The sequence below is a fragment of the Psychrobacillus sp. MER TA 171 genome (assembly GCF_023713305.1).
In the GTDB taxonomy this organism is placed as follows: Bacteria; Bacillota; Bacilli; order Bacillales_A; family Planococcaceae; genus Psychrobacillus.
The window spans coordinates 21,909-45,498 of sequence record NZ_JAMAWN010000020.1; the positions used below are offsets into that span (position 1 = coordinate 21,909).

At 36.6% G+C, this 23,590-nt stretch carries 24 protein-coding genes; 14 read left to right on the forward strand and 10 right to left on the reverse strand.

Annotation, left to right across the window (positions count from 1 at the left end):
• Positions 1-2: 2 nt before the first annotated feature.
• The 3 genes from M3627_RS15725 to rbsB are packed head-to-tail and all read left to right on the forward strand — an operon-like array spanning position 3 to position 3,369.
• Complete coding sequence (locus tag M3627_RS15725; RefSeq protein ID WP_251556481.1) at positions 3-1,499, forward strand: sugar ABC transporter ATP-binding protein; 1,497 nt, start codon at positions 3-5, stop codon at positions 1,497-1,499.
• Positions 1,486-2,427 (forward strand): ribose ABC transporter permease, encoded by a 942-nt coding sequence (gene rbsC, locus M3627_RS15730; RefSeq protein WP_169360416.1) that lies wholly within the window; start codon positions 1,486-1,488, stop codon positions 2,425-2,427. Before M3627_RS15725 ends, rbsC begins: the two co-directional genes overlap by 14 nt.
• 15 nt (positions 2,428-2,442) lie before the next feature.
• Complete coding sequence (gene rbsB, locus M3627_RS15735; protein WP_169360417.1) at positions 2,443-3,369, forward strand: ribose ABC transporter substrate-binding protein RbsB; 927 nt, start codon at positions 2,443-2,445, stop codon at positions 3,367-3,369.
• 89 nt (positions 3,370-3,458) lie between these two features.
• Here the strand turns inward: rbsB and M3627_RS15740 are convergent, their stop codons facing one another.
• Together M3627_RS15740 and M3627_RS15745 are read right to left on the reverse strand one after the other, a co-directional pair.
• Positions 3,459-3,719 carry a hypothetical protein gene (locus M3627_RS15740; protein WP_251556483.1) on the reverse strand — a complete coding sequence of 87 codons (261 nt, stop codon included), beginning with the start codon at positions 3,717-3,719 and terminating at the stop codon, positions 3,459-3,461.
• 203 nt (positions 3,720-3,922) lie between these two features.
• Positions 3,923-4,366 carry an NUDIX domain-containing protein gene (locus tag M3627_RS15745; protein ID WP_251556484.1) on the reverse strand — a complete coding sequence of 148 codons (444 nt, stop codon included), beginning with the start codon at positions 4,364-4,366 and terminating at the stop codon, positions 3,923-3,925.
• Between the two features lie 328 nt (positions 4,367-4,694).
• Here M3627_RS15745 and M3627_RS15750 point away from each other — a divergent pair, with 328 nt between their 5' ends.
• Together M3627_RS15750 and M3627_RS15755 are read left to right on the forward strand one after the other, a co-directional pair.
• Positions 4,695-7,499, forward strand: coding sequence for a CHASE3 domain-containing protein (locus tag M3627_RS15750; protein ID WP_251556485.1), 2,805 nt, complete (start codon positions 4,695-4,697; stop codon positions 7,497-7,499).
• Positions 7,500-7,511: 12 nt separating this feature from the next.
• A complete protein-coding gene (locus tag M3627_RS15755) occupies positions 7,512-8,369 on the forward strand; it encodes a CheR family methyltransferase (protein WP_251556486.1) in 858 nt (285 codons plus the stop codon).
• Positions 8,370-8,519: 150 nt separating this feature from the next.
• Here M3627_RS15755 and M3627_RS15760 read toward each other — a convergent pair whose 3' ends face one another.
• Both M3627_RS15760 and M3627_RS15765 read right to left on the reverse strand, forming a co-directional pair.
• Positions 8,520-9,656, reverse strand: a complete 1,137-nt coding sequence (locus tag M3627_RS15760) for a SpoIIE family protein phosphatase (protein WP_251556487.1) — start codon at positions 9,654-9,656, stop codon at positions 8,520-8,522.
• A gap of 165 nt (positions 9,657-9,821) precedes the next feature.
• A complete protein-coding gene (locus tag M3627_RS15765) occupies positions 9,822-10,043 on the reverse strand; it encodes a hypothetical protein (RefSeq protein ID WP_251556528.1) in 222 nt (73 codons plus the stop codon).
• Positions 10,044-10,124: 81 nt separating this feature from the next.
• Here M3627_RS15765 and M3627_RS15770 point away from each other — a divergent pair, with 81 nt between their 5' ends.
• Both M3627_RS15770 and M3627_RS15775 read left to right on the forward strand, forming a co-directional pair.
• Positions 10,125-10,601, forward strand: coding sequence for an NUDIX hydrolase (locus tag M3627_RS15770; RefSeq protein WP_251556490.1), 477 nt, complete (start codon positions 10,125-10,127; stop codon positions 10,599-10,601).
• A 74-nt stretch (positions 10,602-10,675) separates the two neighbouring features.
• Positions 10,676-10,828, forward strand: a complete 153-nt coding sequence (locus M3627_RS15775; protein WP_144541288.1) for a DUF1540 domain-containing protein — start codon at positions 10,676-10,678, stop codon at positions 10,826-10,828.
• A 102-nt stretch (positions 10,829-10,930) separates the two neighbouring features.
• Here the strand turns inward: M3627_RS15775 and M3627_RS15780 are convergent, their stop codons facing one another.
• Positions 10,931-12,385, reverse strand: coding sequence for a phospholipase D family protein (locus M3627_RS15780; RefSeq protein WP_251556492.1), 1,455 nt, complete (start codon positions 12,383-12,385; stop codon positions 10,931-10,933).
• A gap of 203 nt (positions 12,386-12,588) precedes the next feature.
• Here M3627_RS15780 and M3627_RS15785 point away from each other — a divergent pair, with 203 nt between their 5' ends.
• From M3627_RS15785 to M3627_RS15805, 5 genes are read left to right on the forward strand one after another with little or no spacing between them, the layout of a single operon-like run.
• On the forward strand, positions 12,589-13,563 hold the full coding sequence (locus M3627_RS15785; protein ID WP_251556526.1) for an ABC transporter substrate-binding protein: 975 nt from the start codon (positions 12,589-12,591) through the stop codon (positions 13,561-13,563).
• An 18-nt stretch (positions 13,564-13,581) separates the two neighbouring features.
• The gene (locus M3627_RS15790; RefSeq protein WP_169360426.1) at positions 13,582-14,589 is read left to right on the forward strand and encodes a FecCD family ABC transporter permease; all 1,008 of its coding nucleotides are present in this window, start codon (positions 13,582-13,584) and stop codon (positions 14,587-14,589) included.
• Positions 14,582-15,613, forward strand: a complete 1,032-nt coding sequence (locus M3627_RS15795) for a FecCD family ABC transporter permease (protein WP_483315292.1) — start codon at positions 14,582-14,584, stop codon at positions 15,611-15,613. The genes M3627_RS15790 and M3627_RS15795 overlap by 8 nt, the downstream gene beginning before the upstream one ends.
• A gap of 10 nt (positions 15,614-15,623) precedes the next feature.
• Positions 15,624-16,421, forward strand: coding sequence for an ABC transporter ATP-binding protein (locus tag M3627_RS15800; RefSeq protein WP_251556494.1), 798 nt, complete (start codon positions 15,624-15,626; stop codon positions 16,419-16,421).
• A gap of 3 nt (positions 16,422-16,424) precedes the next feature.
• Entirely contained in the window at positions 16,425-17,201 is a 777-nt protein-coding gene (locus M3627_RS15805; RefSeq protein ID WP_251556496.1) for an alpha/beta hydrolase, read from the forward strand.
• Positions 17,202-17,646: 445 nt separating this feature from the next.
• Here M3627_RS15805 and M3627_RS15810 read toward each other — a convergent pair whose 3' ends face one another.
• The gene (locus tag M3627_RS15810; RefSeq protein WP_251556497.1) at positions 17,647-17,964 is read right to left on the reverse strand and encodes a hypothetical protein; all 318 of its coding nucleotides are present in this window, start codon (positions 17,962-17,964) and stop codon (positions 17,647-17,649) included.
• A gap of 55 nt (positions 17,965-18,019) precedes the next feature.
• Positions 18,020-18,472 carry a hypothetical protein gene (locus M3627_RS15815; RefSeq protein WP_251556498.1) on the reverse strand — a complete coding sequence of 151 codons (453 nt, stop codon included), beginning with the start codon at positions 18,470-18,472 and terminating at the stop codon, positions 18,020-18,022.
• Between the two features lie 395 nt (positions 18,473-18,867).
• On the opposite strand from M3627_RS15815, the gene M3627_RS15820 reads away from it, so the two are divergent.
• Positions 18,868-20,061, forward strand: coding sequence for a CaiB/BaiF CoA transferase family protein (locus M3627_RS15820; RefSeq protein WP_251556499.1), 1,194 nt, complete (start codon positions 18,868-18,870; stop codon positions 20,059-20,061).
• Between the two features lie 50 nt (positions 20,062-20,111).
• Complete coding sequence (locus tag M3627_RS15825; protein ID WP_251556500.1) at positions 20,112-21,701, forward strand: long-chain-fatty-acid--CoA ligase; 1,590 nt, start codon at positions 20,112-20,114, stop codon at positions 21,699-21,701.
• Positions 21,702-21,960: 259 nt separating this feature from the next.
• Here M3627_RS15825 and M3627_RS15830 read toward each other — a convergent pair whose 3' ends face one another.
• The 3 genes from M3627_RS15830 to M3627_RS15840 form a co-directional block, all read right to left on the reverse strand.
• On the reverse strand, positions 21,961-22,257 hold the full coding sequence (locus M3627_RS15830; RefSeq protein WP_169360433.1) for a phospholipase: 297 nt from the start codon (positions 22,255-22,257) through the stop codon (positions 21,961-21,963).
• A 144-nt stretch (positions 22,258-22,401) separates the two neighbouring features.
• Positions 22,402-22,785, reverse strand: a complete 384-nt coding sequence (locus tag M3627_RS15835) for a hypothetical protein (RefSeq protein WP_251556501.1) — start codon at positions 22,783-22,785, stop codon at positions 22,402-22,404.
• 172 nt (positions 22,786-22,957) lie between these two features.
• Positions 22,958-23,470 carry a helix-turn-helix domain-containing protein gene (locus M3627_RS15840; RefSeq protein WP_251556502.1) on the reverse strand — a complete coding sequence of 171 codons (513 nt, stop codon included), beginning with the start codon at positions 23,468-23,470 and terminating at the stop codon, positions 22,958-22,960.
• Positions 23,471-23,590 lie beyond the last annotated feature (120 nt).

Consider the following 23,590-nt stretch of genomic DNA (forward strand, 5'->3'; position numbering starts at 1 on the left):
CAATGATTCAGATGACTGGTATTACAAAGGCCTTTAATGGAAATACGGTGTTAAATAATGTGGAATTCGAAATAGCACCAGGAGAAATTCATGCGCTAATGGGAGAGAACGGTGCAGGCAAGTCTACCTTGATGAAGATTCTTACAGGTATCTATACAAAAGATTCTGGTGAAATCACTATTAAAGGAAAACCTGTTGAATTTAAAAACCCAAAGGAAGCAGAGCAGGCTGGGATAGCTGTAATCCACCAAGAGCTTAATATTCTTCCAGATCTATCAGTGGCTGAAAACTTATTTCTTGGGAACGAAAAAACCCTTGGTAGATCGGGTATTTTAAAAACAAAAGAAATGAACAAGGCTGCTAGAGAGGTGCTGCTAAGTCTGGGCTTAGATATAGACGTAAAGACGACTGCAAGAAATCTTTCAGTTGGTAAGCAGCAAATAGTTGAAATTGCAAAGGCAATTTCTTCTAATGCAGAGGTCATCATCATGGACGAGCCGACCGCAGCATTAACCGATAGAGAAATAGAGACACTTTTTGAGACTATTAGAGCATTGCAGGCGAAAGGTGTATCCTTCGTCTATATTTCCCACCGAATGGAAGAAATCTTTGCCATATGTGACCGCATCACTATTCTACGTGACGGAAGCTATGTAGGTGTTAGAAATATAAAAGAAACAAACTTTGATGAAATTGTACAAATGATGGTTGGGAGAGAGCTAGGCGGACGTTTTCCAGATAGAGAATCTAAAATTGGGGATGTAAAGCTAGTAGCAAAAAACTTAACTAGAAAAGGTTACTTCGAGGATATTTCGTTTGAGTTACGAAAAGGAGAAATACTTGGTATCGCTGGCCTAATGGGTGCAGGAAGAACAGAGGTAGTTCAATCCCTATTTGGTTATAAAAAGCTTGATAGTGGAGAGCTAATACTTGATGGTAAACAAGTGAAAATAAATAATCCGCAAGATGCGATAAAGCTCGGTTTCGGCTTCGTAACAGAGGATAGAAAATCTGAAGGATTGATTTTAGATTTCTCGGTAAAAGAAAATTTAGGTATTACAAATTTTGGTAAAATATCTAAAAATGGTGTTGTGAATACGCAAAAAGAAAAAAGCCTCTATGATTCCATGGTAAAAAGACTAGGTGTACGTACTTCTGGTCCAGATCAAACCGTTAAATCATTAAGTGGCGGGAATCAACAGAAGATAGTCATTGCCAAATGGCTAGGTATTGAGCCAGACATCTTAATATTGGATGAACCGACACGCGGTGTAGACGTAGGCGCGAAAAAAGAAATTTACTCCATTGTTAACACACTTGCAGAAAATGGAGTATCTATCATTATGGTATCCTCCGAGCTTCCTGAAATCATTGGAATGGTCGATCGAGTGCTCGTGATGCATGAAGGAAAGTTAACCGGTGAAGTTACCAAAGAAGAAATGACACAAGAAAAAATAATGCATTACGCTACCGGAGGGGACAAAGTTGCTAAAATCTAGTTCACAATCAGTACTACAAAAATTAGGACCGTTGCTAGGACTTATCTTACTAGTGGTCATCATCACTATATTAAGCCCAAATTTTTTAACCGTAAATAACTTAATGAATGTACTTAGACAGGTTTCTATTAATGCGCTTATCGCGTTTGGGATGACCTTCGTTATTTTAACTGGAGGGATTGATCTATCAGTTGGATCAATTTTAGCTCTGACAGGAGCAGTTACAGCAGGATTACTTGCTAGTGGAATGGATCCAATTTTAGCTATGCTAATAGGTCTTATTTTGGGAGCTGTTCTAGGAGCAATTAACGGAATTATTATCTCTAAAGGAAATGTTGCTCCATTTATCGCTACTTTAGCAACAATGACTATATACCGAGGATTGACATTAGTTTACACAGAAGGTAGACCAATATCAGGTTTAGGCGATTCAGTATCTTTTCAAATGATTGGGAAAGGATATTTCTTAGGTATACCTGTACCAGTCGTAACAATGGCTGTTGCATTTGGAGTTCTATACTTTATCCTGAAAAAAACAACATTTGGTCGTCGAGTTTATGCGGTCGGAGGTAACGAGGAGGCTTCTCGTCTTTCTGGTATTAAGGTTGGCCGTATTAAAATATATGTTTACGCATTAACCGGTGCACTAGCAGCACTTGCTTCTCTTATTTTAACATCTCGTTTGAATTCAGCTCAGCCTACTGCAGGTAACATGTTTGAATTAGATGCCATTGCAGCAGTAGTACTTGGTGGCACAAGCTTAACAGGTGGTCGTGGTTGGATTGTTGGTACTTTAATCGGGGCACTTATAATCGGTGTCTTGAATAATGGTCTAAATTTAATTGGGGTATCCTCCTTCTTCCAGCAAGTGGTGAAGGGTGCAGTTATATTATTAGCAGTATTAATCGATCGTAAAAAAACAGCATAAAGGAGAAATAACTTCATGAAAAAACTTTATTTTGCTTTACTGTTAATCGTATCAATGTTTCTAGCAGCATGTTCATTGGATTCACCTGGCTCTGAGAAATCTGATTCTGAAAAAGGATCCACTGGTTCAGAGGGTGATTACAAAATTGGTTTATCTGTTTCAACTTTAAACAATCCATTTTTCGTAACATTAAGTGATGGAGCAGAAGCGAAGGCTAAGGAATTGGGTGCAGCCGTAACGGTAGTAGATGCACAGGATAATGCTTCTAAACAAGCAAGTGATGTAGAGGATTTAATCCAACAAGGAGTAGACTTGATTATTATTAATCCAGTTGACTCTCAAGCGGTAGTTTCATCTGTGGAATCTGCAAATGCAGCTAATATTCCAGTAGTAACAGTTGACCGTAGCTCAGAGGGTGGAGAAATTGTAGCTCATATCGCATCAGATAACGTTGCAGGTGGAGAGCTTGCAGGTGAATACTTACTTGAATTAGTTGGAGAAGGTTCAGCTGTAGTGGAATTAGAAGGTGTTGCAGGATCTTCTGCTGCTCGTGACCGCGGAGAAGGATTTAACAATGTTGCCGATGGTAAATTAGACGTAGTAGCAAAGCAAACTGCTAACTTTAACCGTGCAGAAGGCTTAACGGTAATGGAAAACATTCTTCAAGCTAATCCAGACATCAAAGGTGTATTTGCTCACAATGATGAAATGGCACTAGGAGCTTTAGAAGCAATCGAATCTGCAGGAAAAGACATTATTGTCATCGGTTTTGATGCTACTGATGATGCTGTAAAATCTGTAGAAAATGGTAAGCTTGCTGGTACAATTGCACAAAAGCCAGAACAAATTGGTGAAAAGGCTATGGAAGCAGCTATCAAAGCATTAAAAGGAGAAGAAGTGGAAGCTTCTATCCCGGTTGACTTAGAGTTAATCAAAAAATAATATGTAAAAGACTGCATACCCACTCAAAGAAACTTGAGGCGTGTATGCAGTTTTTTTAAAGGTAGATGTTGATTTAAAAGCCTCCTTCATTAGTTAAAAATGAAGATGTAAATTATAATCAGCAAGGAAATCGCTATGATAGATTTAATCCATAATACTTTTTTACTTATACCAGCTTTCCCTTCAAGATAATTTAAGTAAATTATTGTTAAAGGAAAACCTACCAATGCAAAGGAAGCATTCCCACCGACGGTTTCAACATATTTGAATAATCCTACTAAAATAATGAGAAGTCCTAGTGTACCAATAGCCATATAAAAATATAAAGTGCCTCTATCCTTTTCCTCCATTTATTTTCCCCCAGTTTTATATCTCTATTTACTATTCTAACTTCCGACTACCCAGATACCATCTAAGAAAAATTTAGAAATTATATTTCTAAACATATTGAAATAGAAAAATTAGTCCATTAATATTCCTCCCATACCTAAAATATTTTATTGTTTAACTGAACTATTTCTTGAAGGAAAGTACCCAGTAGTTTAATAAGGAATCACTCATAAGTCTTTTCTCTTTTGATATGTTTAATAAAATTATCACCTGAAACAATAATATCCAAAATTCCTTCTGGATAAAATGGTCTTTCGCTTAACTGAGAAATTGTACGCCAAACAAGCTTGATTCCTGGAACTTCTTTATGCAAAAGACAATTCATTGTATTATTACTTGAACACCAATGGATTAAAGTGCAATCATGCCTTCTCTTCCCATCATACAGAATAATACTTTCACAAATACAAGCAAGCTGGCCAATGTTCAAAGCTAAATCAAATTCTTCAATTAGCTCCCTTTTTATAGCTTCACCTGCTGTTTCGCCGAATTCTATACTTCCACCTGGAAGACGGTAAAAACTTTCCACAAGATCACATTGCACAAGAATTTCGGTCATATCTTCATTAACAATAATCCCTTCAGCCCTTAACAAAGGCAGATTCACATAACCAGCTCCTTCATTGTTGTATATTCACCTTCTACCTCTTTATTCAAAAACCCTTCTTCAACTAAATTGTATCTTTAGTTGAAGTGTAACATTTCAAAACAAACAATTTTATGGAAAATAAACTACCCTTTAACGTATTCTTTTATATATATAGTGCGTTGTGCTGAACAAAATTACCTAGTATCCAAGCCTATTTCCATTTCAAATCTCACATACATAAATATAGTTAATTAGTAAATAAATAATAAGGGGAAAAACTGTTATTTTATATCCATTTCATATACTATTAATAGAGTGAAAAACTATAAAAAGGTAGGAATTAAACATGGGGGATAAATTAAAGCTCGGCCTACGTTCTAAAATTACTGTCGGCTACATTATTATTATTGTATGTTTATTTGCTTCCGTTATCATATTAAACAGTCAAATTCGTTCACTCCAACAAGAGAGAAATGATTTAATAAAATATAATACTGAAGTTGAAACATTGACAAATAATGTAGAAAAATATGTTATGGATATGCAAGCTGGTCAGCGAGGGTTCATCATCACAGGTAATGAAAGTTATTTAGAGCCATACTATAAGGCTGAAGAGCAATGGCAGTTAGAGTTTGACCAGCTCTATAACTTATTAAAGGACAAGCCAAATCAGCAAGAAAAGCTAGCAGAGGTTAAAGGGACCATTGAAGTATGGATGGCAGAAGCAGGCGAACGCGCCATCGTATTTAAAAGAAATAACGATGAAGAATCAATTCAGCAGTTCTATGCAAATGATCGCGGTAGAGAATATATGCAATCTATTCGAAACCAGTTCAATGAGTTTAGAGAGATTGAAAGAGACTCGGCACAAAATGATGCTCAGAAATTAGATGATCGAAATAATATGCTGACTATAGCGTTATTCGGTATTTTATTATTTGTATCAGCTATTGCGATAACGATGGCTAGTCAGATTTCTAAATCAATCGTCAAAACGGTTAAAGATGTTACGGACACTATTAAAAAGATAGCATCCGAGAACGGAGACCGTAAAGAGAGAATAGTTGTTACTACAAATGACGAGATTAGAGACTTAGCAAATGCAACAAATGAGTTATTAGATAATCTAGAAGATAGAGAATGGCTACAAACAAGTCTTGCAGAAACAGTAACGAAATATCAAGGAGTAGGATCCATTGATAAGCTTGCTCGTGTGTTTATGTCCGAGATATCTAAACTGACCAATTCTTCTTATGGAGCGTTTTACGTGAGAGAGTCTAACGAGCAAGAAACACGTTTTGTGAAGAAAGCTGCTTTTGCTGATTCTAATCCAGAAAAAGAGATTGGAAGAGAAAGCTTCCGTTTAGGACAAGGACTAGTTGGACAATGTGCTCTTGAGAGCAAGGCATTTGTTTTCAATGAAATTCCAAACGATTATCGTTTCATTTCTACTGGACTTGGTGAAGTACCACCAAAAAGTATATTTATAGTTCCAATTTTGTTTGAGGGTGAAGTAATAGCAGTGCTAGAACTAGCCACTATGTCTCAGTATGACAAACTTCAGCAACAGCTTGTAACACAGATAGTCGAAACGTTTGGTTTATCTGTTAACAGTGTAATGGGCCGTATGGAAATTGTACGACTTCTAAACGAATCTAGAGCAATGACAGAAGAATTACAAGCACAATCAGAAGAACTACAAACTCAATCTGAGGAGCTTCAAACACAATCGGAAGAGCTTCAAATGCAAACAGAAGAACTAACTCAAATAAATGAACAATTAGAAGAACGAACAAAGGATGCAGAGGCTAAAACAGAGGAACTAGAAAAAATTCGTCAAGAATTAGAAGAAAAAGCAGAACAGTTAACGCTTCATTCCAATTATAAATCAGAGTTTCTAGCAAATATGTCACATGAATTACGAACACCATTGAACAGTATTTTAATACTGTCAGAAATGCTTTCAGAAAACGGAAAAGAGAACTTAACTGAAGACGAGGTAGAGTTTGCGAGAGTTATTCATTCGTCTGGTGAAGATCTTCTATCCTTGATCAATGATATTTTAGATCTTTCCAAAGTAGAAGCAGGGAAGATTGACGTATTATTTGAGGAAGTTAATTTAAGCGAGCTTCCGACTCAAATGGATCATATATTCTCACCGGTTGCACAAAAGAAAAACCTAGAGTTCCATGTTACGAAAGAACAAGATGTACCGGATATTTTCTTCACAGATGAAAAACGATTCCAACAAATTATTAAAAATTTATTATCAAATGCATTTAAGTTTACTGAAAAAGGGTCCGTAGATTTATCAATTAAGCAATTGGAAGCTAAAAAACAAACTAAACAAATGCAAGAAATCAGTAAAGAATGGATTGAGATTTCCATCACTGATACTGGAATAGGTATTCCTAAAGATAAGCATGATCTAATCTTTGAATCATTCCAGCAAGCAGATGGTGCAACAGTTCGCAAATACGGAGGAACTGGTTTGGGATTATCTATTTGCAGAGAGTTTGCTAATCTCCTTGGAGGTTGGATTACTCTTCAAAGCGAGGAAGGGTTAGGTAGTACCTTTACTCTAGTTGTACCAAGTCTTCCTAATGGTCCAATTATGGAGCAGATACACTTAGGTTTAGAAGAAGTAGCTCTTACAGAGCATTCTGTGGAGGAAGTCCAAGAAGTAGTGGAGGAATATCCAACACTGGAAGAGCAGGAACAGAAGATAAAAGCCCAAGAAGAAAAGCTGGATTCTCTACCTGAGGACGCAAATGTATTTTCAAATAAAAACGTATTAATAGTAGACGATGATTACCGAAACATTTATGCACTGAAAACAGCTTTAGAAAGAAAAGGAATTAATATTCTTGTTGCTAAAGACGGCTTAGAATGCTTAGATATTGTTCAAAGTAACTCAGAAATAGATGTGGTACTCATGGATATCATGATGCCTAATATGGATGGATATGAGACAATGTCTAGAATTAGAAATGAACTATCTCTAACGGAACTACCGATTATCGCATTGACTGCAAAAGCGATGAAAAATGATAGAGATAAATGTCTAGAAGCAGGAGCTTCTGATTACATTAGTAAACCATTAAATCTAGATCAATTATTCTCAGTTCTTCGAGTTTGGTTAGCATCTTAAGGGAGTAATGATATGGACAATTACTATGAAAATGGAGAGCTCGAGGGAGTTAATATTCAGTATGAGGAAATGGAAGTAGATTTCCTTCTAGAAGCTATATATCGGTTATCAGGATTTGATTTTAGACAGTACAATAAATCTTCTATTTCACGTCGAATACACAATCGAATGAAAATAAATGGCATTTCTACAATAACGGGCTTGCTAGAAAAAGTTATCCATGAAGAGGGTTACTTAGAGCAGTTGTTGAATGACTTTTCGATTAATGTAACAGAAATGTTCCGTAATCCAAGCTTTTTTAAGGCGTTTAGAGAAGAAGTAGTTCCAATTCTAAGAGAATACCCTGAAATCCGCATATGGCATGCAGGTTGTGCAACTGGGGAAGAGGTATACTCGATGGCTATCTTATTAGAAGAAGAAGGGCTGAAGGATAAAGCAGTTATTTATGCCACTGATATGAACGAGCAAGTGTTAGAAAAGGCTAGCAAGGGGATTTTCCCAATTCAAAAGATGCAAGCATATACGAAAAACTATATGCTTGCCGGTGGGAGCAAAGCCTTTTCTGAATACTATAAGGCCGACTATCAACATGCTTACTTTCATCCATCAATTTTAGAAAATATTATCTTTGCCCAGCATAATCTAGTAACTGATCAGTCATTCAATGAATTTCATGTAATCATTTGCCGGAATGTACTCATTTACTTTAACTCTGAGTTACAGGAGCAAGTCCAGGAATTGTTTTATCAAAGCTTAAGTCCCGAAGGAGTTTTAGGCTTAGGTGATAAAGAAACCTTGAAGTTTTCGCGTGTAATGGAAAACTATCAAGAATTAGTTGGTAGCGAAAGAATCTATCAACGATTTAAATAAAAAGAGGAAAAAGTGAAATCAAGATATTTGATTTCACTTTTTTTGAAGTTAAAAGATTTTATTGCATAGCTAATTTTTGTTGGTATTAAAAAAAGTAACATTAAAAAAGCTTCGAAGATTTGTTTTTTTAAATCTTCGAAGCTTCTTATTTTATTTACACTGAATCATTAAGACACACATGTCATCCGGTTGATCCTGTTGTTTTTCCTTCGGTAATAGATTATCAATTAAAGCATGAGAATGATCCCATTTTTTAGATGTTAATATTTCAATTTGCTTTTCAGACTCTATCTCATCTGGTCCCATTCCTTCTAGAACTCCATCTGTGTATAAAACAATTTGAATATCCTTTTCATAGGTAATGACTTCTTTCTTCACTTCAATTTCATCAAAGAAACCAACTGCACAGCAGCTTTTACTTATAGGCACAACCTTTTCATAATCAATTAAAGCAAATCCAGGTGGATGCCCGGCATTGACGTATTCTATCGTTTTTTGATCTGTATCTACAACCATATAAACAGCTGTAAAATAATATGGTATACCCACCTTTTCATTATGTATCAAAACCATATAGCGATTTAGCTCTTTAATTACAAGCTCTGGCTCTACTAATTGTTTAATGGCCTCTCTTAAAACAGAGGATATGAACATACATACTAGGGAAGCAGATATACCGTGCCCCATCATATCTAGTAATATAACAGCATATCGATTGTCACTTATTTTATGCCAATAATACATATCTCCGGCTAAATTAAAGGAAGGGAGGTAGGACACTTCGATTTGAATATCCTCTCTTTTTAGAGGAGGGCTTAAAAGGCTTCTTTGCACATGAGTGGCCAAATCCAATTCATACTGGATTTTGTTTTCATGCTGCTTATGCCAATCTAACTCTGCTTTTAAACGAAGGGCTACTCTAATTCTAGCTAATAGCTCTACTTTGTTGATCGGCTTCGTTATATAATCACTGCCACCGACATCCAATGCCTCTGCTAATTTCTTCTTATCCTCTAAGGCTGTTACAAAAATTATTTGGATATCCTTATATCTTTCTTGCTGTTTAATTCGTCTACAAGCTTCAAGTCCATCTATTTCAGGCATCATAATATCTAGTAAAATTAAATCTACCGAATTACAGGTTGGATTCTGCTCATTGATCTGTAAATAGTCAAATAGCTCCTGAGCTGATTTAAGAGATACTGTATCCTTATAACCAGCACTATCTAACATTTTTTCTATTACAAATAGATTGACCGTGTTGTCATCTACCAGTAAAATCGTCATCGCTTTTTTCCCCCTGTAGCTAATAAAGCCAATCTAAGTTTATATACGAAATTTTCTTCCCTTTTTATTATACAAAAGATTATACACATGGGGTATTTAAATGACTTTAAATGACAAATATTAACACGGAGTATACATTCTCTTGGCCAGAAAGGAGAAACAAACTTATGCCAAATACGTTTCAATTTCCTTGGTTGTCTGAGTCATGGAACGGATACTAAATGGGATGATTGTTATCTTGAACATTACTACAAGGTCTATGCTGGTTCTCCCAACGTTGATTAAATGTTCGCGTTGTTGGATTTGATTTTTAATATATTCATTAACAGGAGCAATGAGTTGATCGGAGAGGAGAGCGGCGACTCCAATTGGAATCAACATACTCAAGCTATTTACTAGTTGATATAAAAAAGCTAGAATTAATAAATATTTAGAAAGTGTGGGGGAAATGAAAAGTGGAGGTGCAAAATGGATTTATCATTTAAAACAGACGAGGGTAGGTTTAATTATCGTGTTGCAGGATTAATTATAAACGATGGGAAAATACTAATCATGAAGGACGATAATGCTTCTTACTATTATGTTCCCGGAGGAAGAGTTGGCCTACATGAAAAGAGTGAGGATGCAATCCGTCGAGAAATTAGAGAAGAGCTGTCGACTGAAGTTGCCATTGACCGGCTTTTGTGGGTCAATGAAAATTTTTTCGAAGAGGAAGTTTCCAAAGAAAAATTTCATGAGATATGCTTCTTTTATCTCCTATCTTTGAAAAACAATGATCTGTTATGCAAAGGAATTCAATTCACCGAGAATGAAAATGGGAAAGTTCATACATATTATTGGAAAACCTTTGATGAGATTCAAGCGTTAAATTTATTTCCATTATTTTTGAAGAAACAAATTTACGGACTGCCAAAACAGATCACTCATTTAATCGAGATAAAATAGTACATATAAATCTCGCTTTTTAGTATGACTTTTCTCAAAAAAGTTCATGCTAGTAACGAGGAGGTGTGATACTAATGGCTAAAGATGTACTTTGTGAAGTGAACAACTGTAAATTTTGGAGACAAGGGAACAAATGTAATGCAAAAGCTATTTATGTAGTTAGTCGTAAAGGGAACCAAGCTTCCAACAGTGATGAAACAGATTGTAAAACGTTTGAACCGAAGTAACTTATCTAATGTCTATTAATACTCACCTAATCACACGTTCATAAACGTGAAAAAAAAGTACAGCTAGTGTAAGCATCACTAGCTGTACTTTCACAATGAGTATTAATAAGTTGTAATTTTAGTATAGGTTTGGAAAGCATAAATCCAACGCTGCCACCAAGTGAAATTGCTTTGATATTCATCTACCTCTACAGTATACATAGCATCCTCATTGTTCCATAATCTATGAAAATATTGCTCCATCTCTAAGGCTAATTCACTCTCATTGGGGGCAATGATTCTTACGTTACTTTCTAGGTTATAATTTTCTAAAGCACGTTCTGTATAATTTGCTGCACCGCTTGAAATCACTGTATGCTCTGGTGTTTGAATCCATATAGTCTTTGTGTGATACTGACCGATTACGGTATTATACCATCGTATATTAATCTTCTCATTCGTATCCTCCACTAGTTCTTGTACGACTGGGCGATTTGGTAGTCCAGACTTTTCTCGACCAAAGGAGTTTTCGTTCGGATCTAATATAAGATTTACTTCTACCCCTCGATTTGCAGCCTCCACTAATGTATTGACTATACTCCGTTCGGCTACAAAGAACATGCCTAGCCAAATGGTATCTCCTTTTTTAGTATCATTTATATCGTTTAGCAATGCATCCAATATTTTTTTCTCTGTTAAGTATTGGGCTTGATACTCACCTTCTGCGTTCTCCGTCTTTATTCTAGGAAGCTTAGGACCTCCAGAAAAAAGAGAAACTGCCTCTTCTGCTTCTAAAATATCATTAATGATTGGTCCATCTAACTTCAAAGCAATATTTCCGTGAAAGCCACTGGCATCGTGGGGATTAGAGGTTGTTATTATAGCGGCCTTCTCTGTTACTAAAGCCTTCCGATGGTTTGCCTTTACATTCAATAGAGTCATATAGGAAGCTATAGTCATTTTAGGCGCGTCACTTGCCATAGCATTAGCAATCCAACCTTTGCCACCAATATCGAACCATTGAAAGAAAATACGATAAATACCAGAATAAACAGGTGTAGAATCCCTTAGCTCATCTAAATCTGTATATACAATTTCAACACCCGCATCACGCATTTTTTTAAACCATTCACTTTCGTAAGATCCATACCCTCGATTAAGTGGATCGGTAATAAAAACGATTGGCATGTCAGGGTTAGCCTTCTTCTTTTTTGCGACAGTGGAGGAAAGTGTCTCTGCTATATTAGGGAAGTCCTCATCTTCATCATAATAGCCATCCATCAAAAAGAAATCTAACACCACAAATTCCTCAGCTTCTTCAATCGTTCGATATACCTCATCAAAAATATGATTTTCATGAATGGTATTTGTACCTTTTTGATCTTGTGCAAAGGTCAAATCCGTTAAAAGTTGAATGTTATTCGTCTTATGTAACTCACCTGCAAAGGAAACTCCTTGGGGAAGCGGTTTAAATGTATGCCAAGCAATAACGATTATGTATATAAGAGCAAACACGCCTATTAAGGAGACTATAATGCGCTTTTTTTTGCTCCATGGCTTTTTAGTTTTTTTAGCCATGAGAAAACTCCTCCTATAAAACTTCTATTTTAAATATAATATTCCCATATTAGTGCTCAGCAAAACTACTAATCCATCAAATATGTACAATTATTTAATTATTATATGTTTTTAAAATCACTATTGTAATAAAGTAAAGTTTACGTTATTATGATAATGATAATCGTTATCAATTAAAAATATAGGAGATGAAACTATTGAGTATGAAAAAGTATTGGATGTTAGGCGCGACAGCAGTGATAGCGCTAAGTTTAGTTGCTTGTGGAGATAAAGAAGACACTACAGAAAAAATTGAAGTTGAAGCGGAATCAAAAGAAGCTTCAGCTGATACGGTAGCTACAGAACAAACACTTACATATTTAGGGGAGGACTATGTTGTACCCTCCAAAGTAAATAATATAGTAGCAGCGAGCTTGGAGTCCATGGAGGATTCAGCTATTTTAGGTATTAAGCCAGCTGGAGTACTTGCAATTGGAAATGCAATACCTACCTATTTAGCGGATGAATTAGAGGGAGCCGCATTGGTTGGTGACAAGTTTGCACCCAATAATGAGGCTATCCTAGCTTTAGATCCAGATGTTATTTTAGGTTCTTCGAAGCATGGAGAAGAAGTTGTGACAGCATTAAATAAAATTCAAACGATGATACCTTACTCGCATGTATCTACGAACTGGAAAGAAAATCTTACTCTATTAGGACAATTAGGCGATAAAGAAGCAGAGGCAGAAAAAATTATAGCAGACTATGAGGAAAAAGCTGGACAAGCTAAAGCTGAATTAGGTGAAGCATTGAAGGATAAGGAAGCACTTGTATTACGTATACGCAAAGGAAGTATTAATGCTTATCCTGAATCTATTTACTTTAACCCAGTTCTTTATAATGATTTAGGACTGAAGGTTCCAGATGTAGTTGCAAAAGCAGAGGCGCAATCAGAATTATCTCTTGAGGCTTTAGCTGAATCGAACCCAGATTACATTTTTCTTCAATTCGAAACTAGTGAAAATACAGATAATGCAGCAGCTTTAGATGAGCTTTTAGCCAATCCGATTTTCGGTAGCATAGAAGCAGCGAAAAATGACCAGGTGTTTGTAAACGTAGTAGACCCTTTAGCGCAAGGTGGTACTGCTTGGTCTAAAGTGAAATTCTTAGATGCAGCGATAGAGAATTTATCGAAGTAAAGTTAGGTGCGATGAATTATGAAAAACAAAAATACGTTAGCTGTCATCATTTTAATAGTTTCTCCACTGTTCATCGTACTAGCAATAGCTTTATCTATTTTATATGGTGCTAAAGATATTAGTCTATTAACAGTTTGGCAGGCGATTACGCAATTCGATGGGAATAATGTGGACCATAACATTATTATGACATCACGATTACCACGCGTAATCGCTGCTTTATTGGTTGGAGCTTTTCTAGCTGTTGCTGGGGCAATTATGCAAGGGATTACACAAAATTATTTGGCATCTCCTTCTATAATGGGAGTAAACGATGGATCGGCATTTGTTATTACAATAGCAATGGTCTTTTTCCCGGGGCTTCCTAACTATCAAATGATTATTCTTTCGATGATTGGCTCTGCTATTGGTGCAGGTCTTGTCTTTGGTTTTGGCTCCTTGATAAAGGGGGGGTTATCACCTGTTCGATTGGCCATTATTGGAACAGTCATTGGAACATTTTTAAGCAGTATAGCTTCCGCTATTGCGATGTACTTTCAAGTGTCTCAAAGCGTTAGTGTTTGGTATAACGCAAAATTACATATAGTAAATCCTGATATGCTATGGCTGTCCATTCCTTTTGGTCTAATCGGGTTAATGCTAGCATTAGGGATTTCGAAGTCAATTACCATTGCCTCGTTAGGTGATGACATTGCAGTAGGTTTAGGGCAACGAACAAAAATGGTCAAAATCATTAGTATTCTTGCGGTAGTTTGCTTGACTGGTACGGCAGTTGCCTTAGTAGGAAAGATAGGGTTTGTTGGATTAATAATTCCTCATATTACTCGATTTCTTGTAGGGGTTGACTACAGAGTTCTAATTCCATGCTCTGCAGCAATCGGAGCGTTGTTTTTAGCTTTTTGTGATGTAATTAGTCGCTTTATCAACTTTCCATTTGAGACTCCCGTTGGTGTAGTAACGGCTATTATTGGTGTTCCTTTCTTCCTTTATCTAATTCGGACGAGAGGGGGAGGACAGCGTGCATAAAGGTCCGTTTATACGTTTCATCACGATGCTGTCTATCTTTGTTGGGTTGACTCTTATCGCTTTCTATTTTCACATTACTAATGGCGTCTTTGATATGACGATCCTGGAGGTTCTCAAAACTTTTTTACGAATTGATCCAAATGACAAACACGATTTGGTTATATTTGAATTTAGATTACCAAGGATTGTCATTGCAGCCTTAGTAGGAATCGGTCTTGGGATTGCAGGAACTGTTATACAAGGAGTGACAAGAAACGGCTTAGCGGATCCAGGCATATTAGGTATAAATGCTGGAGCAGGGGCTTCTATTGTGATTTTTATGTTCTTCTTTCAAATGTCTGCTTCCAATTTTGTGGAAGATGGCTGGTATACGATTTTTCTAATGCCACTCTTTGGCTTTGTAGGAGGTGCGCTTGCAGCTTCAATTATTTTCATCTTTTCTTGGAAAAATGGAATTTTGGATATGCAAAGATTGATCCTCACGGGTATTGCAATAGGTAGTGGCTTCGGAGCCTTATCCTTATATGTATCACTTAAGATGAATACAAGTGACTATGAGATGGCCGCAGTTTGGATTTCAGGGAGTATTTATAATGCTAACTGGGCTTTCGTTTTATCCATCCTCCCTTGGGTGCTTATCCTTAGTTCTGTGATCTATAGGAAGAGTCACTTGTTAGATTATCTCCAGTTAGAGGATGCTAATGTGAAGAGTCTTGGGATTTCAGTAGAAAAAGAGAAATCCATCCTATTACTATGTAGTATAGGACTTGTCAGTGCCTGTGTATCGGTGTCCGGTGGGATTGGATTCATAGGGTTGATGGCACCACATATAGCTAAAAGGTTAGTTGGCATCAAGCATAGATTCGTCGTGCCCATGAGTGCTGCAATCGGAATGTTCCTATTGGTACTCTCAGATTACATTGCTAAGACTGTTTTTGAGCCTTCCGAGCTGCCGGTAGGAATCATTGTTTCTATAATTGGAATTCCCTACTTTTTATATTTATTAATCAAAACGAAGGCATAGGAGGATACCTATGATAGAGAGTATATTACGCGTTGAAGCGCTTAGCTCTGGCTATGACAAAGAAACAGTGTTTACAAATTTAAATACGTCCATTCAAAAGGGGAAAATAACGACCATTATTGGTCCCAATGGATGTGGAAAATCAACTCTATTAAAAACAATCGGACGTATTCTTCAGCAAAAGAACGGAAAAGTTTATTTACATGGAGAAGATATGATGTCGATGCCTACAAAGGCTATTGCGAAAAGGCTTGCTCTGCTTTCTCAAAGCCCTGTAGCTCCTGCTCAATTGAAGGTAGATGAGTTAATCTCTTATGGAAGGTTTCCACATCGAAAAAACATTGGAACACTATCAAAAAAAGATATGGAAGTAATTGAATGGGCAATGACTGTCACCAAAACAATCGAATATCGCAATAGGGAAATTAACCAGCTATCAGGTGGTCAGCGTCAAAAGGTATGGCTTGCGATGGCACTCGCACAGGAAACAGAAATTCTCCTGCTCGATGAACCAACCACATACCTAGATATGGCCCATCAGCTAGAGATGCTGAAAATTGTGGCGCAGCTAAATAAGAAGCATCAATGTACAGTAGTGATGGTATTGCATGATATTAATCATGCTGCTCGCTTTTCGGATGAGCTTATCGCAATGCGAGGCGGAGAGATTATTACAACGGGTACTCCTAAGGAAATATTAACAAAAGAAGTTATGAAAAAGGTGTTCCAAATAGATGCAAAGATTATGTTCGATGAAGAAACAGAGGCACCTGTTTGCTATGGATACGAAACTTTAGAGGAGGTTTAATAGATGGATAAGGTACTGTTAGAAAATACAGAGCATTTTCAAATTGTTTCCGAGCACACAAACTATTTGTATGATATAAAAGTTTCAATTCCAAATGTGGAGCCTCCTAAGGAGGGTTTTCCTGTCTACTATGTGCTAGATGGAAACTGGTATTTCCAGCTTGCAAGAGATGTAGTGAAGCTGCAATCGAAAAATCCCTTTAAAACACGTATTTCTCCTTCCATTGTGGTTGGGATTGGACATGCTGGTAAGGAAGAGGATGCTCGCAAAAGAAGATTTTTTGATTTTACTCCCAAGGCAGAAGCATATATCTATCCAAAGCGTTTAAAGGGGAAGGACTTAGGAGAGCATGGCGGATCAGAGAAGTTCCTAGCATTTTTAAAGGATGAGCTAATGCCGAATGTACACAAGCATTATCCATTTAACCAACAGAATCAGGCACTTTTTGGTCACTCCTTAAGTGGCCTTTTTGTTCTGTGGACATTATTTAAACAACCAGCCTTATTTTCCTGCTACCTACCGATAAGTCCTTCTGTATGGTGGAATGAATACGAGCTATATAAGGAAGCAGAAAATTTTGTACGTTTGCAAACCAATCTTCAACATAAAAAACTGTTTATATCAGTTGGTAGCAAAGAAGGCTTTATGTGTGAGGATGCAAAACATCTATATAGGGTGTTACATGAAAGTATAGAAACGGAAATATTTATAGCACAGGATGAAAACCATGCCTCAGTGGTGCCTACGGTTTTGAGTAGGGCATTTCGCTATTTACACTAAAGACTAAAAGAGAAGTGGTGTACCATAGCTCTTCCCTCATTAGTGAAGAAAATTCTTTTTATAGTGACTGTAAACATTAAAAAAGTAACATTCAAATTACTATTAAAATCATAAGTAGATGATGAAAATGGGATTGGGTACAGTTTTTCGGCTTTGTTTATGCGAGTAAATTGATTAGCGCTTTATCGTTGCTAAAGCTGTTCCCATTTATTGATTGGAGCGCCAGACGGCGACTCCTATGGGATGAGTGAGACAGATAAGACATCACAACCACACGCGTTAGCGATGGGTGATGGCTTATCGCTCACCCCGAGGAAAGCGTCCGGCTGGTGCGAAAAATCAATTCTACTCTCTGATTTAGATTTCTTTGCATCATAAATCAACCCAACTCTTTAACATAGCCTAAAAATAAAAAAAGCTTGGAAAAGTATCTCCTAGCTCATGGTTATTCTTTGACTATATTTATATCAAATTTCATATGATCTACATCCCAAACATCTTCATCCGTATTAGAAAAGACAGTTACTTCGACATTTTGACCAATATTATACCTCTTCACATCAACAACAGGTATTTCGTATATATTTCCTCCTTGTATGCCCTTATTAACGTTGTTGTGTTCTTTAATAACTAATATCTCTTCTTGAGCGTCTAACTCCTCGACTGTTCCGGAGAAAGTAAAACTTTCTTGGTAATCATCAGCACAACCAGCCAAAAACAAACAAATCAATGATATAAAACTTATTTTAATTTTAATTTTCAACACAAACGCTCCCTAGTTAGATTCATCATATGTAAAGATTCAGAGAGACTATTGACTAAGTTTCCTTCATTCGTTCTAAAATTTGATAATCTTTAGTTTTTTGGATTGATATAGAATTTTGATTTGCAAAATCGAGTAAATCTAAGAATACGTTGTTAGGCTCGAAGTTAAAAACACGAATATTGAGGCCCTTATTGATTTGTATAATAGCACCTTTAGTAGACCAACCAAAACGGACAAATTTAATATTTGTTATTTGGTAGGGGTGTATGACTCGTTTATAAAGAGGCATTTTGATGAATAGGAATTGATACGTCAGATAACCATCCTTTATTTCCAGTTTATATTGAATAAAAAATGAAAACAGTGAAAATAAAAGAATAATAATATGAAAATATAACAATCCTTTGGAAAAATTATTCCCTATAATATTTGAAAGTAATAAACCCACCGTCATTACAAATAAAAAAAACATAATTCCTCGCTGGACTTTTGCATTGTATGCCAACTTTTCCCCTCCTTGTTGTTTAAATTGTAATTCGTGTGACTAAACCGGCTCTTGGATGATTTTATAAGTTTTAATGATTTCTTATTTTAAAAAAACTAGCACATTTAGAAGGGTATTTGTGGAATACAGTAGAATTGATTTCACTCTGGCGGATGCTTTATATAACAGCATCATGTTGATTGTAGGAGCAATTTTATAATAAACTGCTATTTATTCATTTGACTTATTTAAGTTAATTTTAACATAAATATCCATTTAATTTAAAAATAATTTAATTATTTGTAAGTTGGTTATCTACGTTGAAATTAGTTAGACTATTGAAAATATTTAAATTAATACTTACAATTAAACTTGTAAGTGCTTTCACCAAATTAGTTTAATAGAGGGGTGAGACAATGGGGATATTGAATGGGTTAAAGATTTTAGATTTCTCTACTCTTCTGCCGGGACCTTTTGCCACGATGATGTTAGCCGACATGGGAGCAGATGTCATTAAAATCGAGGCTCCAAATCGAGAGGATTTTTTAAAGCATATTGAGCCGAAGGATGGTGAGGTTTCTGCAACATTTGCTCATCTAAACCGCTCTAAGCGATCGCTAGCAATAGATTTAAAACTAGCAGAATCGAAGGATATTATCTATAGGCTAATAGAGGAATATAACATTGTCATTGAGCAGTTTCGCCCCGGTGTTATGGATAAGCTCGGGATTGGCTATGAAAAGTTAAAGGAAATAAACCCTAAGATCATTTTCTGTTCCATTACAGGATATGGCCAAACTGGTCCTCTTCGAAATAGAGCAGGACACGATATCAACTATTTATCTATAGCTGGAGTAGCTAGCTACTCTGCTCGAAAAAATCAGGCACCTGTTCCTGGAGGTATTCAAGTGGCAGATCTAGCTGGAGGATCCATGCCAGCTGTCATTGGAATCCTTGCAGCTGTTTATCATCGACATAGTACTGGAGAAGGACAGCATATTGATGTAAGCCTCACAGATGTTGCTTTTTCCTTGAACGCTATGTATGGACCGAATTTTCTAGTTGGCGGGGAAAATCCGAAGGAAGAGGAAATGCTGCTAAATGGCGGAACCTTTTATGATTACTATGAGACAAAAGATGGTCGTTATTTTTCAGTTGGAAGTTTAGAGCCGAAGTTTCAGCAAAAACTTTGTGAGCTATTAGGAGATAGAAATTTTATAAAGCTTAGCAACAGCAATAGTAAGGAAGACCAGCAGGCATTCAAAGAAATCGTGACAAAGGAATTTAAGGCAAGAAACTTTGACGAATGGATTAGTATTCTTGGGGATGATTTTGATGGCTGTGTAGAGCCAGTGTTAAGTATTAGTGAAACAGTTCAGCACCCTCAAATACTGGCTAGAAATATGGTGACCACTGTGCCGAAAAGTGAAGGAGGAGAGCAACAGCAAATTGCTTTCCCTATAAAATTCTCAGCAAGTAGGCCAGAGTACCGCTTTGCAGGTGTTTCAACAGGTAAGCATACTCAGGAAATATTGAAGAGTTTAGGAATGGACTTGCCAGAGATTCAGTCCCTTGCCGAAAAGGGTGTTTTTGGAGAAATCAAAGCATAAGAATGAATCTACTCAAATAAAATAAAAGCAAAGAAAAGGAGCTGGTAATTATGTTCTCACCGTTAACGCCGTTAGATTGGAAACGAAGAGCAGTTAAGTATTATCCGGAAAAAGTAGCTGTAATTGATGGAGAAAAGGAATTTACATATAAGCAATTTTCACAGCGTGCTGACCAGCTATCCTATTCTTTATACAAGGCAGGTATTCGAAAAGGGGATCATGTAGCAGTTATGCTTCCTAACACTCATTATATGCTGGAGTGCTTTTATGGGATCTGTCAGCTGGGAGCAGTAATGGTACCATTAAATTACCGTCTTAATGCGGAGGATATTGAGTATATTATCAAGCATAGTGACTCTAAGATGTTGATAGTAGATGCAGAGTTTACAGGCCCGATTGAGAAGATAGCGGAAGATCTACCTTTTGACCAAATCATAGTAGTGGCTGTTGCCGGACATAGTCATACATTGAAAGCAAAGGATTATGAGGACTTTATCACAGCAGGGACAGAGGTAATAGAATTCCCAGAGATAGATGAAAATCAGCTGCTTACCTTAAACTATACAAGTGGAACGACCTCTAAGCCAAAAGGGGTTATGCTGACACATCGAGGAAATTATTTGAACGCAGCAAACTTTATGTATCATTTAAATGTAAATCACGATGATGTGTATCTTCATACTTTACCTATGTTTCATGCAAATGGCTGGGGAGGAGTCTGGGCACTCACAGCAGTAGGGGCTACCCATATTTGTTTGCGAAAAGTAGATCCTCCGTTAATACTAGATTTATTTGAAAAGCATAAAATATCTTTATTATGCGGTGCTCCAACCGTTGTTAATATGCTTGTTAATGAACCGAAGGCAAAAGATGTGAAAATCACAACTAATCCGCGTATGGCTACTGCAGGGGCTCCGCCTGCCGCGGCGTTAATCGCAAAAGCGCAATCAATCCTTGGACTTAATATGATGCATGTATACGGTCTAACGGAAACATCTCCATTCATTCTATATTGCGAATGGAAAAAAGAATTTAATGATCTAACTGTAGATGAACAATCTACTGTTAAGGCGAGACAAGGAATCGAGTTAGCGTTTAATGGAGAAACAAAGGTCGTTAATCAGGAGGATGGCAAGGAGGTTGAATGGAACGGTAAGGAGCTAGGAGAAATTATTACACGTGGCAACGTAGTAATGGAAGGATATTATAAGGACCCGGAAAAAACTGCCGAAGCGATTAAAGGTGGTTGGTTTTATACAGGTGATCTAGCAGTTACCTATCCAGATGGATATATTGAGATACAAGATCGTATTAAGGATATGATCATTTCAGGAGGAGAGAATATTTCTTCTACTGAAATAGAAGGTGTGCTTTATAAGCATCCAGATATATTAGAAGTAGCTGTCATTGCGGTACCTGATGAAAAGTGGGGTGAGGTACCAAAGGCAGTTGTCGTACTTCAGCCGGAAAGTAGCATTACAGAACAAGAGCTAATTGATTATTGTCGCTCTAAAATGGCTCACTTTAAAGCTCCAAAAGCAGTTGATTTTGTAGAGGCACTTCCTAAAACCGCTACTGGTAAGCTACAAAAATTCCGTCTACGAGAAATGTATTGGAACGGACCAAAGAAAGTAAATTAAAAATAAGACCCTATCGCTTGATAGCTTTGGGGTCTTATTTAAAGATAGTCTAAGCTTTAGAATAGTAAAAGTAACCCAGCAATTCATACAATCCAAGAAAGAGCAGAATCTTTACTTTTGGCTAATCTATTGCTAAGTTTTTGAAGAAAGGGATGTAGCCAGTGACTAAAAATGCTATAAAAGATTATCAATAATCGATAGGGTAGAATCATCATTGTATAGTACAAGAATAGATACTTCACTCTGGGAGTGTTAGGAATTAATAGGGTTCATGTCGAGGGGATCCACATTTAAGATTGGTTCGAATTCGCATATAATTTTGTATTAAACCTGCATGTCTACCGGACTCGGTATAACGATTCACTAAAGGGCGAAGTCTTTGGAGGAATTCACGATCGCAATCGCACTGACCTCTACCACTATCATAACAAAGGTCATGCATCATACAGGCAGCATCTACTTCATTAACTGGAGCTCCCGGACCGCTGCATCCAGGTCCGCACCAATTATAGCCTGGAAGACAAAAGCCACGTTTGTTATTTCTTCTTTGTTGCAAACTAACACCCCCTTATCCTTCATGTTTATAGGGTATTCCTGTGTTGATTTACGAACAAATACAAGCACCTAGCTGTCCAATTTTTATTTTTTAAAATCACTAAAAAAAGCAGTCTAAAAAAAGGACTGCTAAGTGAATTGAAGTTTAAGATAAGTAGAGAAGTCTTTTGAATATGGAATATTGAATAATTGTATCGGCAGTTTCATTAGTAACGTTTTGAAACAGACTATTATTACCACCCTTTAAGCTAAAGAAAATACCATCATATAAGTCTTCTAAAGTCATCGAGTATAAAGAGTTTTTATTCCTTTTGTCAGTCAACATAAGCGTTTCTCCGTGAAGCAGGAGGTTAGTTGCCCATTCGTCTTGATAGATTCCTAAAGGCTTGTTACTCCAGATAGACTGGTCATCTTCCTGATGTATGGACCATTTCTCATCCTCTAACAATGCGCTCATAATATTTTCAATAGTCTCTTCTGTAATTGAAATTGTTACTTGTAATTCTTTGATGTGTGTTTGTTGATTCATTTCTTCATCCCCTTACATTGTTTTCCCATCCATTTAAATTTACTATGAATTCACAGAAAAAAGAATAATCCAAATAGTGGTAAGAAATGATCGGGGATTTTATTTTTCATTTTGTTCAGATGAGTCGATATCTCTATCCTTAGGACTTCTCCTGGTTGTCTTCTATTAACCATTATCGGGAAGATACTACTAGGAAGCGAACAGGCTTGTCCGTTAAGTTATACCAGTAATGTAATAGATTTGCGTCAAACATCGTCGATTGCTGTTCCTTCAGTTCCATCTCTTTACCATCGACTACTACGGTTAAGGTTCCTTCTACTACAAATAGAAACTCATGACCGCTATGGGAAAAAGCATTTCCTTTGTTTTCTCCAGATTGAAGTGTAACGAGTATAGGTGTATAGGCAGCATCCTGGATGCCATTGGATAAATCTTTGTAATAAAACTGTTGTCTAATTTCAGCCAATTCATCATGTGAAGTTACATCCGGAAAGAAAACGGTCGGGTTGACTTTCAGTGCATCTGCTATTTTTTTGAGAGATTCTAACGTTACACTAGACTTTCCTCTTTCGACTTGTGAGAGGAAGCTAATTGATACATTAGTCATCTCTGCAAGTTCCTTTAGAGTGAGCTTACGTTCTTTTCTTAAATTTTTTAGAATAGATCCTATTAAATTTGAAGACAATATGTATCTCTCCTTTTTCTTATCTATTAGTTATCATACCTACTAATGAGGCATCGCTCAACGATTCCTATCAAATACCCGTTGACAGAAAATTAAAAACTATCTAAAATAAAGTCTAGA

Excerpts from the sequence above, each read along its gene's own strand:
- M3627_RS15825 (WP_251556500.1), top strand. The coding sequence starts at position 20,112 with ATGTTCTCACCGTTAACGCCGTTAGATTGGAAACGAAGAGCAGTTAAG.
- M3627_RS15820 (WP_251556499.1), top strand. The coding sequence starts at position 18,868 with ATGGGGATATTGAATGGGTTAAAGATTTTAGATTTCTCTACTCTTCTG.
- M3627_RS15775 (WP_144541288.1), top strand. The coding sequence starts at position 10,676 with ATGGCTAAAGATGTACTTTGTGAAGTGAACAACTGTAAATTTTGGAGA.
- M3627_RS15770 (WP_251556490.1), top strand. The coding sequence starts at position 10,125 with ATGGATTTATCATTTAAAACAGACGAGGGTAGGTTTAATTATCGTGTT.
- M3627_RS15760 (WP_251556487.1), bottom strand. The coding sequence starts at position 9,656 with ATGACGATTTTACTGGTAGATGACAACACGGTCAATCTATTTGTAATA.
- M3627_RS15790 (WP_169360426.1), top strand. The coding sequence starts at position 13,582 with ATGAAAAACAAAAATACGTTAGCTGTCATCATTTTAATAGTTTCTCCA.
- M3627_RS15835 (WP_251556501.1), bottom strand. The coding sequence starts at position 22,785 with ATGAATCAACAAACACACATCAAAGAATTACAAGTAACAATTTCAATT.
- M3627_RS15740 (WP_251556483.1), bottom strand. The coding sequence starts at position 3,719 with ATGGAGGAAAAGGATAGAGGCACTTTATATTTTTATATGGCTATTGGT.
- M3627_RS15750 (WP_251556485.1), top strand. The coding sequence starts at position 4,695 with ATGGGGGATAAATTAAAGCTCGGCCTACGTTCTAAAATTACTGTCGGC.
- M3627_RS15755 (WP_251556486.1), top strand. The coding sequence starts at position 7,512 with ATGGACAATTACTATGAAAATGGAGAGCTCGAGGGAGTTAATATTCAG.
- M3627_RS15805 (WP_251556496.1), top strand. The coding sequence starts at position 16,425 with ATGGATAAGGTACTGTTAGAAAATACAGAGCATTTTCAAATTGTTTCC.
- M3627_RS15785 (WP_251556526.1), top strand. The coding sequence starts at position 12,589 with ATGAAAAAGTATTGGATGTTAGGCGCGACAGCAGTGATAGCGCTAAGT.
- M3627_RS15780 (WP_251556492.1), bottom strand. The coding sequence starts at position 12,385 with ATGGCTAAAAAAACTAAAAAGCCATGGAGCAAAAAAAAGCGCATTATA.
- rbsB (WP_169360417.1), top strand. The coding sequence starts at position 2,443 with ATGAAAAAACTTTATTTTGCTTTACTGTTAATCGTATCAATGTTTCTA.
- M3627_RS15800 (WP_251556494.1), top strand. The coding sequence starts at position 15,624 with ATGATAGAGAGTATATTACGCGTTGAAGCGCTTAGCTCTGGCTATGAC.
- M3627_RS15725 (WP_251556481.1), top strand. The coding sequence starts at position 3 with ATGATTCAGATGACTGGTATTACAAAGGCCTTTAATGGAAATACGGTG.